12 protein-coding genes are annotated in these 17,010 nt (G+C 33.6%); 5 read left to right on the top strand and 7 right to left on the bottom strand.

Annotation, left to right across the window (positions count from 1 at the left end; genetic code table 11):
* The first annotated feature begins 55 nt into the window (after positions 1-55).
* Together polA and ONG75_RS05170 are read left to right on the top strand one after the other, a co-directional pair.
* Entirely contained in the window at positions 56-2,584 is a 2,529-nt protein-coding gene (gene polA, locus ONG75_RS05175) for a DNA polymerase I (protein WP_264375936.1), read from the top strand.
* A 714-nt stretch (positions 2,585-3,298) separates the two neighbouring features.
* A complete protein-coding gene (locus ONG75_RS05170) occupies positions 3,299-4,192 on the top strand; it encodes a hypothetical protein (RefSeq protein WP_405197679.1) in 894 nt (297 codons plus the stop codon).
* A gap of 8 nt (positions 4,193-4,200) precedes the next feature.
* On the opposite strand, the gene ONG75_RS05165 is transcribed toward ONG75_RS05170, so the two are convergent.
* The 4 genes from ONG75_RS05165 to ONG75_RS05150 all read right to left on the bottom strand — a co-directional run bounded on the left by ONG75_RS05165 (position 4,201) and on the right by ONG75_RS05150 (position 9,459).
* Positions 4,201-4,983, bottom strand: coding sequence for an exodeoxyribonuclease III (locus ONG75_RS05165; RefSeq protein ID WP_010407149.1), 783 nt, complete (start codon positions 4,981-4,983; stop codon positions 4,201-4,203).
* Positions 4,983-5,690 (bottom strand): uroporphyrinogen-III synthase, encoded by a 708-nt coding sequence (locus ONG75_RS05160; protein ID WP_064085243.1) that lies wholly within the window; start codon positions 5,688-5,690, stop codon positions 4,983-4,985. The genes ONG75_RS05165 and ONG75_RS05160 overlap by 1 nt, the downstream gene beginning before the upstream one ends.
* A gap of 228 nt (positions 5,691-5,918) precedes the next feature.
* A complete protein-coding gene (locus ONG75_RS05155; protein WP_264375935.1) occupies positions 5,919-7,454 on the bottom strand; it encodes an actin-bundling T4SS effector WalE1 family protein in 1,536 nt (511 codons plus the stop codon).
* 190 nt (positions 7,455-7,644) lie between these two features.
* Entirely contained in the window at positions 7,645-9,459 is a 1,815-nt protein-coding gene (locus ONG75_RS05150) for a coiled-coil domain-containing protein (RefSeq protein WP_264375934.1), read from the bottom strand.
* Positions 9,460-9,588: 129 nt separating this feature from the next.
* On the opposite strand from ONG75_RS05150, the gene ONG75_RS05145 reads away from it, so the two are divergent.
* Positions 9,589-10,914 (top strand): phosphomannomutase/phosphoglucomutase, encoded by a 1,326-nt coding sequence (locus ONG75_RS05145; protein ID WP_010407162.1) that lies wholly within the window; start codon positions 9,589-9,591, stop codon positions 10,912-10,914.
* A gap of 130 nt (positions 10,915-11,044) precedes the next feature.
* Here the strand turns inward: ONG75_RS05145 and ONG75_RS05140 are convergent, their stop codons facing one another.
* From ONG75_RS05140 to ONG75_RS05130, 3 genes are read right to left on the bottom strand one after another with little or no spacing between them, the layout of a single operon-like run.
* The gene (locus tag ONG75_RS05140) at positions 11,045-11,632 is read right to left on the bottom strand and encodes a CvpA family protein (RefSeq protein ID WP_264375933.1); all 588 of its coding nucleotides are present in this window, start codon (positions 11,630-11,632) and stop codon (positions 11,045-11,047) included.
* Between the two features lie 57 nt (positions 11,633-11,689).
* Entirely contained in the window at positions 11,690-12,286 is a 597-nt protein-coding gene (locus tag ONG75_RS05135; RefSeq protein WP_063631027.1) for a riboflavin synthase, read from the bottom strand.
* A gap of 40 nt (positions 12,287-12,326) precedes the next feature.
* Positions 12,327-14,048 carry a hypothetical protein gene (locus tag ONG75_RS05130; protein WP_264375932.1) on the bottom strand — a complete coding sequence of 574 codons (1,722 nt, stop codon included), beginning with the start codon at positions 14,046-14,048 and terminating at the stop codon, positions 12,327-12,329.
* 681 nt (positions 14,049-14,729) lie between these two features.
* Here ONG75_RS05130 and pheS point away from each other — a divergent pair.
* Together pheS and ONG75_RS05120 are read left to right on the top strand one after the other, a co-directional pair.
* Entirely contained in the window at positions 14,730-15,773 is a 1,044-nt protein-coding gene (gene pheS / locus ONG75_RS05125) for a phenylalanine--tRNA ligase subunit alpha (protein ID WP_264375931.1), read from the top strand.
* Entirely contained in the window at positions 15,774-17,009 is a 1,236-nt protein-coding gene (locus ONG75_RS05120; protein WP_264375930.1) for an NTP transferase domain-containing protein, read from the top strand. It abuts the gene before it with no gap.
* Position 17,010: the final 1 nt, after the last annotated feature.

Here is a 17,010-nt window from a genome sequence, read left to right as displayed (position 1 = left end):
GCTTGATTTTTATAGCTAAATAACAGACCATCAAAGGCACACATAAATATCTACAATGAAAGAAAAAACTTTCACAATCATTGATGGTTATGGTTTTCTTTTCAGAGCTTATTACGTTTTGCATCATTTGACTACCACAGCTGGTATTCCAGTAGGTGCTGTGTACGGTTTTCTTAATATGGTTCTGAAGTATATTTCCCATTCGGACTACTTAACTATAGCACTTGATTCTGGCAAAAAAAATTTCAGGCACAGTTTATATTCTGAGTACAAAGCAAACAGAGTAACACCTCCTGAGGATCTAATTCCACAATTTACAATACTGAGAGAAGCGGTAGAAGCTTTTAACTTCAGCTATGAAGAGATTGAAGGCTATGAAGCAGATGACATAATTGCAACACTAGCTGCAAAATATGCCAACCACGAAGACTTTAAAGTAGTAGTAGTCTCATCAGATAAAGACTTATTTCAACTTTTGAATTACAACATTCTAATATTTGATCCTATTAAAAATATATACATAGATGAAAAACAAGTGATAGAAAAATTTGGTGTAAATTCAAATAAGCTTCTTGATTTATTTTCTCTAACTGGAGATGCATCTGATAACATTCCAGGCGTTCCAGGAATAGGCCCAAAAACTGCAGCTAAATTGCTGGATAAATTTGATTCGTTGGATAACATTATAGAAAACATCAATAACATTGAGCAAACAAGAGTTCGTAATATTCTTACTGAGCATAAGGAAAAAGCACTAATTTCAAGAGAACTTTTGTCACTATGCAAAAAAGTAGATCTTCAACATGATATTGTAAAATATGAAGTCCATCCTCCAAATATGGAAAAATTGTTATCCTTTTTGAAGAAATATGAATTTAATTCATTGATAGGAAAAGTAGAAAAGCTCTTTTCTTATAGTGGATCTAGCACAAAAGAGAAAATAGAATATAGTAGTGAAGAATTAGAAAAATTTTTGGAGCATTGCAGATATGAAGGTAAAATTGCAATTCATTGCCACTTTGAAAACAATAGATTGAACAAAATCTCCTTATCTTGCAGTGAAGATAATATTTTCTACATAGATCAAAGCTGCCTACAAGATGCACTTACTATAATAAATTCAACTTTATTTTCAAATGGGGTGCTTAAAATAGTACATGATATTAGAAAGATCAGAGAAATATTTCCTACAATAGAGAGAGTGCTAGACTCAATTGATGACCTGATGATCATGTCATACAGCCTTGACACAGGTAAGCATGATCACAGCATTCCAAACATAATTGCACACAATTTAAGTAAAAATGTAGAAACTTTCTCGGCAAAAATTTTAATAGCGATCCATGAGAAACTGACACAAAGATTATTTCAGGAAAAACTTTTTACGATTTACGAGCGCTTTGATAGACCTCTCATGAAAGTAATATTTGATATGGAGCAAAATGGAATACTGCTCAATATTCAAAAACTACAGGAATTGTCTGATAAGTTTGAGCAGCTAATTGCTGTACTTGAAAACGATATACATAATTTAGCAGGAGAAAAATTCAACATTGCATCGCCAAAACAATTAAGTGATGTTTTGTTTAATAAAATGGAGCTAAGTAAAAAGAAAAAGTCAAAATCTGGGTCTTATAGCACAAACTCTGAAGTTCTAGAGGCACTTGAAGAGGAGGGGACAGAAATCGCAGGTAAAATTTTAAGTTGGCGACATTCAAGTAAATTAAAGGGTACCTATACTGACGCGTTAATAAAACAGGTTGATCCGCTTGATGGTAGAATACATACAAGCTTTTCAATAACCACAACTGCAACTGGAAGGCTGAGCTCTAGCAATCCTAATTTACAAAATATTCCTATCAGAAGCGAAGAAGGTAGTCTTATCAGGCAAGCCTTTATTGTGCCAAAAGGTTGCAAGATAATTTCTGCTGACTATTCACAAATAGAATTAAAAATCCTGGCACACGTTGCAAATGTTACCGCATTTAAAGAAGCTTTTGCAAACAGGCAAGATATTCATGATATCACTGCAAGACAAGTTTTTGGAGTGCAAGAAATAGATGAGCAATTAAGACGCAAAGCAAAAACCATTAATTTTGGCATTATATATGGCATTAGTCCATTTGGCCTTGCAAAGCGACTTGGCATTACCTTTCAAGAGGCTGCTGAATACATTAATTACTATTTTTCTTGTTACCCAGAAATAAAGGTCTATATGGAAAAAGCAGTATCTATCGCGAGAAATCATGGTTATGTAGAGACTTTGTTTGGTAGAAGATGTTTTGTAAGAGACATCAACAATAAAATTCCTTATCTAAGACAATTTGCAGAAAGGGCAGCAATAAATGCACCACTGCAGGGAACTGCCGCTGATATAATAAAACGCGCGATGATTCGGCTTTTTGATCAGTTAAAGTCAGGTAAAATAATCCTCCAGGTTCATGATGAATTACTTGTAGAAGTGGAAGAGAGCAGAGTGCAAGAAACAGCAAAACTTATGAAAGATATAATGGAAAATGCAGTAGAAATTTCTATACCACTTGAAGTAGAAATAAAAATTAGCGACAACTGGGGCTTTTCTTAATTATACCGTAGACCCTAAGAACCTGTCTTGAAAGGACTTAATTAACAAGCATAGTCATATTAAATATTTCTTGAAGTAAGGAGAGCACGCTCATACGTCACGCAAACAACGTTTGGGAATAATCTAAGGTTCTGTGATATCAGCAGCTTTCTTGCCCCGTTTTCAGTAAACAGTGATTTTTCTATATATTAGAAAAATTTTTATTTTAATTAGCGTTAAACAATAGGCGCCTATTGGTTTTTAGCTAAAATAAAGGTCAAGTATCTGGAATTCTGAACATAAAATCCCCCTGTGTAAAAAAGATTAGAAAAAAGTGCAGCGCACATACGACAGAGATTAAGTATACGTGTATACACTGAAGAAGATACACTACATTTTTTAATTAATTTGATTGTTTAGTAGAAAAAGTCTGCAGACAAAGATAAGTTTTTGAGCTCTCAAAATATCTCTAACTGTAATTATAATCAGATTTAAAATATATGGAAGCAATTTTTTACATTCCCTTATCATTTGTTACTTTTCTATTTCTTGCTTTATTCTTTTCTTTTTTCCCTTTCAAGACAGGTTCTAAGAAATTTGAATTAATGCGAAAAATATGCTATAATTAAAGCATAGGTTAGTACGGATAGATCAGTTATGACAGGAATACCAATTTCACAATCAAAGAATCAGGAACCTTCGAAGCCACCTGTTCAGGCGGTGGAGAAAAATGAGATGGTCCTCAAGGAGGAACATAGGGTAATTTATGATGACTTTGTGAAAGTGCTACAAGATAAGGCCAAAGAGAATCAAGGAATAACTAATGCTTTCATATCAGTTTATAAGGACATACTACTTAATAATGTCAATCCGGAAAAAATAAGACCACTCAGTGAAGAGAATTTTTGTCAGTTTTTACTTTCTGTATTTAAAGAAGTTAGAGAGAAAAAATTAGCGAACAAAGAGAATGTCAAGAATGTTGAAATAAAGAAATTAGTAGATGATTGTGTAGCTGATATACGTGGTACAGAAGCTAAGGATTCACTAATAAAACTTGTTGGGTTACCATTGGGAATAAAAATAGACCCGAAAAATATTTCTGATTCTTGTATGAGTGGGCTAAAAGAGAAAATACCATTCTTAGGCGGTGGTAAAAAAGAGGATGATGAACCACCACTTAGTGATGAAGAGATGGTAACAAAGTTCTTACGTAAAGTTTTTCTTCCTATTCTTTTTTCCATTGCTTCAATATTAATTTTTGGTCCTACTACACTTGCAATAGTTGCTGCTGTTATTGGTACAATATTTGCTGTAAAGGGAGGAGTTGAGGTTCTTTTTTCAAATAATAGGCCAGGTACTTTATATGACCCTAGCTCACCAGATAAAGATGATACAGAAAAGAGAGAAAAATTGAATGAAAAAATTCGCAATGGCATTGATGATATTTTAAAAACCGAAATCAAAGAGATTGCTGAACAAATTTCTCAGGGAGACGGAGAGAATAAACAGCATTTTACTTCTGAGCGAGTTTGCAGTCCACGAAAAGAAACACCTGCTACCCTTAAACAACCTACTTTAGATCAGCCAGCTAAAAGTACAGGACAGCAAACAGATTTACCAAATATGTAAGAGGTCTTTTATTGTTTTATAACACATACAACAGGAGTATGATCAGATGGGTTTTCTAGTTTACGCAACCTATCATCTATGTAACATGTTTCCAATTTATCTGCAGCTTGTGGCGATAGCAGCATATGATCTATTCGCATTCCTTGATTGTTTCTGAGTGAATTGCCTTGATAATTCCACCAAGTGAATTGTTGTAAGTTGAGGTGAGATATTCTAAATGCATCTTTAAAACCAAGATTCAAGATCGCTCTTAATTTCTCACGCTCTTTTATATGAAAGCACACTTGGCCATTTAATAAATTTGAATCAAAAACATCAATTTCATCCAGTGCAACATTATAATCGCCAGCTATAATAGTTAACTCTTCATTTTTCAACAAAGTGCCCATCCTTTCATATAAGTTATCAAAAAACTTGAGTTTATACTCAAAAGTATGAGAGTCTGGGCTTTGACCGTTTGGAACGTATACACTTCCTACCCTTACCTTATTATTGGTGTGTTTTATCACACACTCTATATAACGTGCTTCTTGATGACTCTCTACAATATCAATTTTAAACTTCTCCAGTATTGGATATTTAGATAAAACACAAACACCATTTCTTGCAACCTGTCCATAGACAGCATATTCATATCCTAATTCTTCTATCTCTGCATAAGGAAATTGCTCTTCTGTACATTTTATCTCTTGCAGCAAAACTATATCTATCTGACTATCAACTATAAAACTACAAAGTTGGTTAATTCTTTTACGTATGGAGTTTACATTCCAAGTTGCAATCTTTAGCATCAACAATCCTTATTAATTATATCAATTAAACTCTCCCCTGTAGGCAACCTCGATGTTATAATTTTTTTCCACTTGATTAACTTTAAACTATCAGCAATGTTTTTACTCATGGTATATGCAACTGTATTATTCATCACAGGAGATAGCCCACTTTTTAGAACTAATGAACAAAATACCCTTGCAGTTTGTGAGGAAAAAAAAGCAACGCTATCAATTTTACCGTCCAATAGTAAATTTTTACACCTATTAGTTAGACTCCTTTTAGTAATTGTTTTATAGAGTACAACTTCTCTTACGTTAAAACCTTCTTCAGATAATCTTTTTTTTAGGTCACATGATACTTCTTGTCCCCTTATATATAAGAACTTTATTGCATTTGAATAATGAGATTTTATGAATGATATCAGACCATCAACGTTGCTGTCTGCTGAGATTATATCGGAAAATCCCAAATTTTTTGCAGCCTGCATAGTTGAATTACCAACCGTAATAATCGAAAAGTTATCCTCTTTGCATATTTGACTGAAAGCCTTTACACTGTTTTTACTTGTAGATATCACAACATCAAATTCGTGCGCGGATATATCAGGATTTAAGTACTTTATTGTGAATACTGGTTCTATAAAAACTTTGTATCCATATTTTTTTAGCGTGCTTCTTGTGCTCAACGAATCTAATAAAGGCCTTGTCAATAAAATAGACTTCATTCTGGTTTATTTCACTAGCAGTAAAATAATATCCCTTATACACAAATTATTGAATAAAAACTTTTATTTTTTAAGTTTCTTACGTAACCTATGAAAAAGGCAAGAGAAACTCCATAAATTGGCCTAGTGCTAGAAAATTGATATTAAATAAGCGAACGTTTTGATCAAATGGAAAAAAGGATGTTACTCATTGAGTAACATCCTTTTGAAGAAAGTAGGTAATTTTGTTTACTGTCTTTCATTCGTTTTTGGAGCTTGATGCTCTACATCGACTTCAGCAGTTACTGTTGAAGAAGGTCCCACCAATTTTTCCAAAGAACCTGTCTTTCTTAAGTTATCTTGGGTTTTTAACTTGCCATTTTTCTCAGTGAACATACCATGTTGCGGAGAAGAACTTGGTGAATTGAACCCACTATCAGAATTACGACGGTAACTGGCAAAGCTAGAAGTTGTAGCAGTACTGTCAGTGCTTAAAGAACCCGTTGAATTGCTTCTTGGCGGTTTCTCCGGAGCAACATAAAAACGGCTATTTCCTATCTCCGCAGATGGCATCTCATCCTCAGAAATCCTTTTATATCCTGTGCAAGTAACTTCCTCTGGCTTTTTGCCACCTTTTAGTGATGATGACAACTTGCTCCAAAATGAAGTAGGTGCTTTTACTTCCTTATGCTCATTAGGATTTAATAATTCTGCTTTGCTGCTAACAGTACTTATAGAACTCGTTGAACTACTACCTGATAAGCTATTTTCCAGTGAATTCATAGAACTTGCTTTATGCCTTTTTGCTGACTTATTAAGCCTTTCTAAAGTATTAAAACGAGTATGCTCTTCCTTGCATTCTTTAATAACTTCCTTAATCTCATCATGATGTTCAGAAAAAATTTCATATAGGCTGCTATTATCTTTAGCTAACAAATGTTGCAACTTCTTAGCATCTAATTTATTGATAAAATCTATTTGCTGCTTCAATCGGTTGATCAACTGGTCCTTTTTGGCACTGTGTTGACCATCAACAGAATAAGCTTTCTCTAATATTTTTTCCCCCAGCTTAGAAAATATTTTCCTAGTTAAAGCAGAGCTATTCACACCTTTGTCTTCAAAAACTTCCTTGACAAACATTTCCTTTACACTATTAAAACTTCTCGTTTTTTCTTTTGTTTTCAAAATAACAGTTTGATCTTCATTACCTATTGAATATGCGATGCCATCTAAACTAGACATGCTTGCACCACTATCACTCATCTTCCTTCCAAGGTTTTGAATGTTATCCCCCATTTTTCTTAATGTAGAGCTAGCTCTCTCTTGTGTTGCCTGTTTTACAGAACTTGCAGTTTCTTTTACCGAATTCTTGGCATATACAGCACCATCTTTGATTTTTCCGCCAATATGCTTCGCTCCTTCAACTGTTTTTTCTGCTGACCATTTGAGCCCTTTATATCCAGATTGAACTGCTTTTACAGCAACTTTCGCAGCGAAAAATAGAGTAAGACCAACTATAGCACTTGGTATAGCAAGTGTCGCACCAACTGCCAAAAATGGTAACACTGCTGCAAATAATCCACTTGCTGTACCTACTACAAGGGCCTTATCTCCTTGCTTCATCTTGGAGAATTCTGTATCTCCTTTTAACAGATCCATAATTCTGTCTTTTAGCTTCTTGGGATCGTGAATGATATCTGAATTTAATGAAGAATCTTGAATCATTTTAAGATCATCTTGCTTAGTTTCAACAAAATTTGAAGAGTTTTTTTCACTAGGTGACATTTTAAACCTCACTATTAATTAAACATACTAATATTGTATATATCTGATTCTTAAGTTAGGGTTAATTCATCTAACAATGTCCACTTACTCTCAAATGATTTTGCTTGATGTGTTTTTTTGAAAGCACAGAAAATTAGTGATTGTTGCGGTATGATGTTTCGTTTGGATTAGCTATAGTTGAAGTAAAAACTCATCCTTTTGAAGGAGTAGATTTTTCTGAAGCCTGAGCAGAGACTGCGCTTGGATCTGATAGTTCTGTTCTGACATATTTGCCTTCTTTATTGTATAAATCAATTACTTGCTCTTCAGTTTGAACTGCCACTGTATTAGTCTCTTTTTGACCTGTTAAAGATGATGCATTAACACCTGCATTTGTACCTTGGTCTTGTGTTTTAGGAACTGTAGTTTCGTGATTACTTGCCTGGATTCGTCTACTTTCATATTCAGCTTCAGTTGAAGTAGCTACTTTCGCATTTACTTCACTGAACTCATCCGCAAGTGATCTTCCGGGTTCAAGTTGTCGAATTTTCCTCTCTAAATCTTCATTTTTTCTTTGTAGTTCATTGAATTCTTGAGACAATTGTTTCATCTTTTTAGCCAATGTATTGTTTTTCCCTTTTTCTTCCGTCAATTCTTCTACCAACTGCTTTTCGTGATTATCTTGTGAACCTTCTTCCAATGTTTTCTTTAGATTATTTTCCAAATTTGCATTCTTTTTTTCTAGTGCACTTAACTTAGCTTCACTTTGCTTAAATTTTTCCTGTAGTTCCGCATTTATTCTATTTGTTGACTGAATCTCGCTTTCTTTATCTTTCAATTGATTAATTAAATCTGTTATTCTAACATTTTTATCTTCTTGACTTTGTTCTAGTACGGTTACTTTTTGTGCTAATTGCTCTATGTCTTTATCCTTTTCAGCTAACTCTTTTTCCTTTCTTTTCAATTCATCTTTAAGTCTTGTGACTTCTTTTTCCAGATCTTGCTTTCCCTCGATTAATTGACTTGCTTCTGCTTCACCTTCTTCTGTTATCTTCGTATTACGGCTTTTTAACTCCGCGTTTTCCTTCTTGAGATATGTGTTTTCTTCCTCTAACTCATTTCCTTCTTGTTTGTTCTCTTCTTCATCACTAAACGTATCACTCTCAAATATTTCATCTTCACCATTAAATTCACTACTAATAGACAAAGAACTTCTGCGTGAAGAAGGTGTATTAAGAGAAGAATATCCACTGCTACTTGGTGTAGCTGACTGTGGTGAATCTTTTGTAAATGTTTCCTCTGCTGGTGTTTGCTGCTCGTTCACACTTTTGACCATGTCAGTGAAAGTTTGATATAGAGTTTTGCCATTGATAAAAACTTCTTTATTCTGCTCAACTAATTTTAATACCTCTTCTGGGTCAGTTATTTCTCCAAATTTTGGTTCATCAAACACTCTTTTTATGCCCTTAGAATTTACTTCTACAGTCATGCTACAATCTATGCTATTGCCTTTAGAATCCTTAGCTTGCCAGTTAATGGTCATCTCACATGAGCTTGAACCAGTAAAATCATAGTGCCTTTCGCTGCCTTTTTTGGTTGCAGTTATTTGACTATCTTTCCCTAAAGATAGGTTATAAACCTTGCCTTCGTCACTGGCTCTTAAAAGGGTGCTAATCTCTATTGGTTTTTCTTTATTTTCAAATCTAATTTTAAATTCATTATCTTGTGTTGTATATACTAAGAAATTTTCACTTGGTAGAGATTCTGCGAATTTTTTATGTGTTGCATTTATTGATTGCTCAAACTTTTGAAACTCCTCTTTCCACTTTGAACTTACCTGTTCTTTAATGTTCTCATCTTTGTGTAAAGGACCAATAAAGTACCAGATTAAATTTTCTTCTTCTAGTTTTCTGATAAAATCCTGAAAATTTTTGCAAGATTTAATGAAACTTAAAATATCATTTTTCTTTTGCTCATCTACATCTAAACCTTGATTTTCAGCTATAAATAAGTTTTCTTTTAGCATAATTTCTATTTTTAGAGAACTATATTATAATATTAGCATATTTTCTTAAAAAATCAACTAATCTTATAGTTAAATAAACTTGAGTATTTGGCGGGAATGTTATATATTAACCACTCCAAGAAGTGCAGTATGGACAATACTATTATAAGAAAATACGATATTAGAGGTGTGGTAGGCAGAGACCTGCAAATCAGTGATGGGTATGAAATAGGTAGAAAATTCGGTCAAACTGCAGCTAACGTTTGTGTAGGCTATGACAGCAGGATAGATTCACCAAGCATAGAAAAAGAATTAATCAGAGGCTTGATTTTATCCGGTGCGAATGTTATACGCGTTGGGCTCTGTTCTTCACCTATGCTCTACGCTGCAACAATGCAGGCAGATCTTGGGATTATGATCACTGCTTCTCATAATCCCAGAGAATATAACGGCTTTAAATTTTTCAGTAGTAAAAAAGTTTACTCAGATCAAGAAATGAAGGAAATTATAGGCAATACAATTAAAAACAGCACGAAAATTGGAAGCTTAATTAACACGAATATATATAGTGAGTACGTTAACATATTAAAAAATGCGCTCAAGAATAACGCTACACAAAAACTAAAAATAGCTTGGGATTTTGGCAATAGCCCAACAATTGTAAGGTATATTGAAAAGATTTTACCAGATCATATACACATCGTAACCAATAGCTTTATAGATGGAACGTTTCCACTGCATGACCCAGATCCCATAGAAGAGAAAAATCTTGCTCAGTTAATAGATATTGTCAAGAAAGATAAATGTGATCTTGGTATTGCACTTGATGGTGATGGTGATAGGGTACGCTTGATTGATAATAAAGGTAATGTTGTTTCCAATGATCACTTGTTTATGATTTTTTCACGTGAAGTATTGGCGGAACACCCAAAAAGCAAGGTTATTGCCAACGTAAAAATGAGTATGAAAGTGCATGATTTCGTTAGCAAATTAGGAGGGCAAATAATTACCTGTGCCACTGGACACTCACTAGTTAAGAAAAAGATGGTAGAAGAAGGAGCAAAGTTTGCCGGTGAACTGAGTGGACATTTTTTCTTTTCTGAGCTAGGTTTTGATGATGGACTATATTCTGCTATTAAAGCCATTGACATTTTACTTAAGAAAAACCAAAGCCTATCTGAGATGATTAAAGATTTACCAAAGTTATATATCACTCATGAAGTGAAAATTGTAGTGAAGGATGAGAAAAAATTTCAAATAATTGAATCAATAAAGGAGACACTAAAGCAGCAAAACATTGTATTTTCAGAGCTTGATGGAATTAAGGTAACTGATGATAAAGGTTGGTGGCTTCTTAGAGTATCAAATACGCAAAACTGCATAACAGCAAGATGTGAAGGAAATACCTTAGAAGATTTTGAATTCACTAAAAAAGTTTTGTTGTATTACATTGATGAACTAAAATTATACATTTAAATTTTTTTGATGATTTACTTATTCGTCAATGTTTGCAGTTTTGTTTGATTAGTAATAGGAATTGGTAACCTATGGCGCACTGCTGTGGATAACAGCCGTCTAAGCTAATTTAGCTATAGAAAATGAACACTCACTTTTCTTTATTGTTTTGAGATTTTTCTTGATCAACCATTTCCTCACCAATCTCTTTTATTTTTAGTATCAATGACTCTGGTACATACATGTTAATTACTTCTTCTGTTGTCACAAATAAAGCCTGATAAGAGTGTGAATTTATTATCCAATTGGGCAATATGTCTTCTGCGTCTATTTTAGACTCTCCCTCTTTTTTATCATATACTGTGTGGCAATATAAGTGCACAGCAAAAAATAGTACATAAGAAAGCAATATTCCTCTGAGTGCTCCGACAAAGATTCCAGTAACTCTATCCATTAATCCCAACCTTATGGGTGATAATATGTACATTATCCAGTTATTCATTGTCATGAATGTAAGATTAAGTACGATAAATACAGAGATTGTAGAAAGTATGTTTTGTGTAACTTTAGAGTCAAAATACTTACTATAATTTATAATAAAAAAATCATAGTAATTGGCTGTCAAAAAGACTGATAAGAGCAAGAACATTAATGCACATAGCTCTTTTATAAAACCTCTAGTTATCGATATTATTACACACAAGACAATAATAAAGATAATTAGGCTATCGAAAAACATATTTTGTATCTATATGATTTTCAAGATATAATAGTTGTAAATAACAAAGTTGTAAAATTAATTGTGTTGATATTTTATCAGCTGGTCTAAGTACCGAGCAATCATATCAACTTCTAAATTTAGGTAATTACCTGTTTTGTTATATTGAAAAGTTGTATTTTTCCATGTGTAGGGAATAATGTTCACAGTGAATTCTTGATCGACAACTGAATTTACTGTAAGGGAAACTCCATCTAGCGTTACAGAACCTTTTTTTGCAACAAATTTAATTAATTCTTGTGGGCATGATAGTCTGATTTCATGAGATTCTAAATTTTGATTGATTGTTAAAATTTCTGCCGTGTCATCCACATGACCCTGAACCAAGTGGCCGTCAATTCTGTCACTCAGTTTCATTGCTTGTTCTAGGTTTATTTTTTTCCCTGTTTTCCACGTATTTAAGTTAGAAACCTTCATGGTTTCTTGAGATACTTGAACTGTGAATACATTGCTCATTATGTTGACAACAGTTAAACACACTCCGGAGCAGGATATTGAATCTCCTTTGTTTATAGAGGATAAATTTTGTGTCTCAATATGGAAGATTTGATCAGAGTTAGGGTGGATAGTGATATCAGTTATAGTGCCAATATCTTTGATAATTCCTTTAAACATGCAATAAAATAAATAATTATATCACAAAAGATCTTATTTGTTAGGTGCGCAAAGGAAGATCTTTTTTACTTATCTGCTCAATAGATTCTACAGAATATTCAGAATATAGAAAGTAAGCCAGGTTCAAAACGCACAGTGTAATTAATATTGGTAACCCTATGTTTAATGTTAGACCGATACTTTCCCTTTTTTCTGTTAGCACCAATTCCTTTAAAATTGACACTTTTCCCAGCGGCAAGTGCCATAGGCAGAGTGCTGATATAGAAGCTGCTACTAAAAATAGACAAAAATAAGTCTCTTTCGAAGAAAACATAGCTTTTAATGGTGATTTGAGCCTAATATTAGTAGGCAATCGAGTTTTAGCTTCATTTGTTTTTGGTAAATGGTCTACAGCTTTGCTTGGTAAAATTTCATGAGAAACATTTTTAGGCTGTGGAGAAGGTTGGCCTGAAACTAATTTAATCAACTGCTCTTTTTTTCTATATACTTGCTTGTGTAAATACTCTTTTGGAAAAGAAGATTTGCCGGCTGTTTGTGGTATCTTCAGCATTTCTAATGCTTCTGATATCTCATCTGGTTCTAATACTTCATGTAGTTGTTTATCTTGGAAATAAATAATATTAAACATTGAGTTGAAAATATTGTGAAATATTTCTGGATCTTGATTTTTATATTCACTTACTACTTCTACGAATATTTCATCGAGTTTTTTTCCCTTGTGCTTAGCTACATTATCTATCATAGCTACTCTAGCATCAATTTGAGCTTGTTTTATGATTGATTGTTTTTCTTCTTGCAATAATTCTTTAGCCTGCTTTTTTGACTTCTTTTTTCTATTAGCCTTAAAATAATCTGTGTGTGACCTAATTTGACCTATATCCCGCTCTGTTTCTTGAGGGACTAAATTTCCTATACTACCCTCTGTTATCCGAGTGTCTAACACTGGTTCTTTTTCTTTTTGGTCAAGTGCTGGAATAACACCAGGTGGCATATTGTTACTCTGTATAGAAAATTTGGGCAGTTGTGGGAAAAAGAATTGTGCCGTATTAAAAAAATTGAATGGCTGAAAAAGAGACCTAAGCCAGGAAATATTTTCATGCATTGCAGCAACAATTACTGGTGCGCGTGTAATTTGCTTTCTGTTACTTACTATATTGTAGCCAAACGAACCTTGCACAATTTGTTTATCTTGCTTGTTCCTTTTTTCAACCACATTTTCGTTTTTATTTTCAGTTTCTTCTACTTGTGATATATCTTGACTTTGCTCCTCATTTTTGGCTTTTTCTACATGTTTTAGCTTCTCATTTAAGAGTGCCTCGATTTGTTGCAAGCTATCTAGATTGATGTTTTTGTCTGTTTTTAGCGTTATCGTTATGCCCTGCAGAAGGATTTGAATTGAAGCATTACTTATGAATTCTTCTACAGTTTTATTCGCTTTATGGTGGTTGTTGTATAGTTCTTCACTTTCTTTTGGTACTTTTATATTGGCTGTGAAGTTTTTCTCCTGAGAAAGGCAGATTTTAAAAAAGTCAATTAAATGTTTTATTTGAGCTAATATTGTATTAGGGTTTACCTCTGTTAGCAGCTTGAGCTTAAATGAAAACTCTTGTGTATCACTTACAACACTTCTTGAGCGAATGGTGCTAATCTCCAGTACTTCATTAGAAAATGCCTTACTTATTTTTTTAGATCTATCCTTAAAAAACTTAGGTAAACCCTCAATTTCGTATTTTTTCTTAGTTTCTATGTTACTACTATGCATGAGTAAATTTTTTAATGTAGAGTGAAATAAAAAACATAATTAGTCAATAAATTAATAATTATAGCACCCTTGCATAACAGCGGCGCGTTGGATTCAATAAGAGCAGAAGAAGTTACTTTACAAACCTCATCAGTTTCCTTATCATGACAATAAGAGTATTTATCCTTGTTTTTGATCTGCGCAGATTCAATGACAAAATTCAGTAAAAAAACTCAGATATTTATTGGCAAATTACATAAAATTATAGCGGCTGCATGTCTTTTTTATTTTTTCTACATTCAGCCAAAATCCGCTTAAAATAAGCGTTAGAACATTATTACAATGCCAATTTACATTATAAAAATCACTACTGGGAGATTCTTTTGCCTTTTTTTTGCTTGGTGAATTTCTTAATATTTTGGATTGGTTAGGAGTCCTATAGAGATGTCATTCCAGCACTTGATGCTGGAATTCAGGAATTTTTTGAGCACGAAAGTTATGCTAAGTTTTTATTGTTAAGTAAAGGCTGGATTCCAGTGTCGGAGCACTGGAATGACAGAAGAAGGAAACACTCGGATAGGGGCAATTTTAATGATACCATCATAGAGATCAGCTACTCTGATGACAACTTTTTATGCGAATAGTTTTATTGATGATATTAAAGACTTCACTATAATGAAAGTTTAAGCTAGCGTTTTTAAGGTGAATAAAGAGCTAATAAGTGAAATACCTTTACTTGAAGATAAGGCAGTTTCTGAGATTGAAAATGCTGCTTCTTTGCAAGATTTAGAAAAAGTTAGGTTGTCATACTTGGGGAGAAAGGGTCTAATAAAGGCTTATTTCGATGACTTAAAGAATATAGATGATGCAGGAGAAAAACGCGACCTAGGTGCAGTGATTAATGTTTTACGCAATAAGATAGACCAGCTTATAACAAGCAAAGAAAATGAACTAAAAGATAAAGAAGTTAAGTTAAAACTGCAAAATGAAGCAGTTGATATCACACTGCCTGTCAGACCAGAAAGAATTGGCAAGATTCATCCACTGAGCAAAGTTATAAGTGAAGTAAAGCTCATTTTTGCACATATGGGCTTCAAAGCAGTTGATGGTCCTGATATTGAAGATGAATTTCACGTGTTTGATGCGCTAAATACTCCAAGTCATCATCCTGCGCGAGAGGAGCAAGATACCTTCTACTTAAAGAATAAAATAAACGATAAAAGAATGGTGCTGCGCACTCATACCTCATCTGTGCAGATTAGAACTATGGAAAAGATAAAAGCTTTTCCAATTAAAATAGTGGCTGCAGGCAGGGTATACAGAAATGACTTTGATGCAACTCACACTCCTATGTTTCATCAGATAGAAGGGCTTTATGTTAATGAAAATGTCAATATGGGCCAATTAAAATTTACTATTCATCGCTTCCTTAGTAAATTTTTCGGAGATAAAGGTCTAAAAATACGCTTTCGTAATAGTTTTTTTCCTTTTACTGAGCCTTCTGCAGAAGTGGACATAAGTTATAAAGGTAGTAAATGGATTGAAGTACTTGGATGTGGTATGGTGAATCCAAATGTCTTTAAAAATGTTGGAATAGACCATACTAAATACAGTGGCTTTGCATTTGGGATTGGTATAGAAAGGCTAGCAATGCTGAAATATCAAATTAGTGATCTAAGGAGCTTTTACGACAATAGAGTTAGTTGGCTCAACCATTATGGTTTTCATTTTTCGTCTTTAAGATAAGTGACAAATAAATCTTATACATTTGTTGTACTTGCTGCTGGGCATGGTAAACGAATGAATTCAAGCTTGCCTAAGGTTCTGCACAAAATAGGTAATTTCTCCATGCTTGAGCATGTCATTTACAATGCAAAGCAGCTGAATCCTGAAAAAATAGTTATTGTAGTCGATTTGCCTTTAACTCAAAGGCTGAAATGCTTTGAGGGTATAAAACTAATTACACAAGAGTCAACGCTCGGTACAGGGGATGCAGTCAAAATTGCAATGAGAAACCTGAAAGAATTGTCAGATATAGTTGTTGTGCAGTATGGGGATACTCCACTAATAAAAAGCAGCACAATAACTAAAATGATAAGCTGCTTAGGAGAGAGCAATGCTTTAGTTTGTCTTGGGTTTAAAACTAATAATAAAGGATACGGTAGACTAATTATTGAGAACGGTTCCCTAAGAGAAATCGTAGAAGCACAAAATGGTAGAAATAATGATGAGGAATTTCTTGCTAATGCCGGAATAATGGTTGCACGTGAAAAGAATCTACGTGAATTGGTGGAGAAAATAGAGTGTAATAACCAAGCTCATGAATATTACTTGACCGATATCGTTGCCATTGCAGTAAAGAGTAATTTAAATGTCGGCTATGTTATTGCTGATGAGGAGGAGGCAACTGGCATAAATAATAGGAATGACCTTGCAACGGCCGAGTTTTACTTTCAAGAAGAAAAAAGAAAGTTTTTCACTAACTCTGGAGTAACGCTTGTTGCTCCAGAAACTGTTTTCTTCTCTCTTGATACGCAAATTGGTATGGATTCGATTGTTTACCCATACGTTTTTTTTGGTCCTGGAGTAAAAATAGGATCTGGTGTTAGGGTTGGTCCATTTGCCAAATGTGAAAATACAACAATAGGTGATGGTGCAATCATAGGTAATTTTGTTGAAACAAAAGCAAGTGATATAGGTATAAATACTAAGATAAAGCATTTAAGTTATATAGGAAATACTCAGGTAGGGCAGGGGAGTAACATAGGTGCAGGTACTGTTGTTTGTAATTATGATGGTAAAAAGAAACGTAAAACAAATATTGGAAGCAATTGTTTTATTGGTGCCAATAGTTCATTAATTGCACCGCTTAATGTGCATGATGACTCTGTCATTGCAGCAGGTAGCGTTATAGTGAAAGATGTGCCAAAGGGAAGTCTTGCAATTGCAAGAGAAAGGCAAGTAACTAAAAAAATAAAATAAT

The sequence above is a fragment of the Wolbachia endosymbiont (group B) of Sphaerophoria taeniata genome (assembly GCF_947179355.1).
Classification (GTDB): domain Bacteria; phylum Pseudomonadota; class Alphaproteobacteria; order Rickettsiales; family Anaplasmataceae; genus Wolbachia.
Note: the sequence above shows the minus strand (reverse complement) of the source record. Positions and strands in the feature narration are given on the sequence as shown.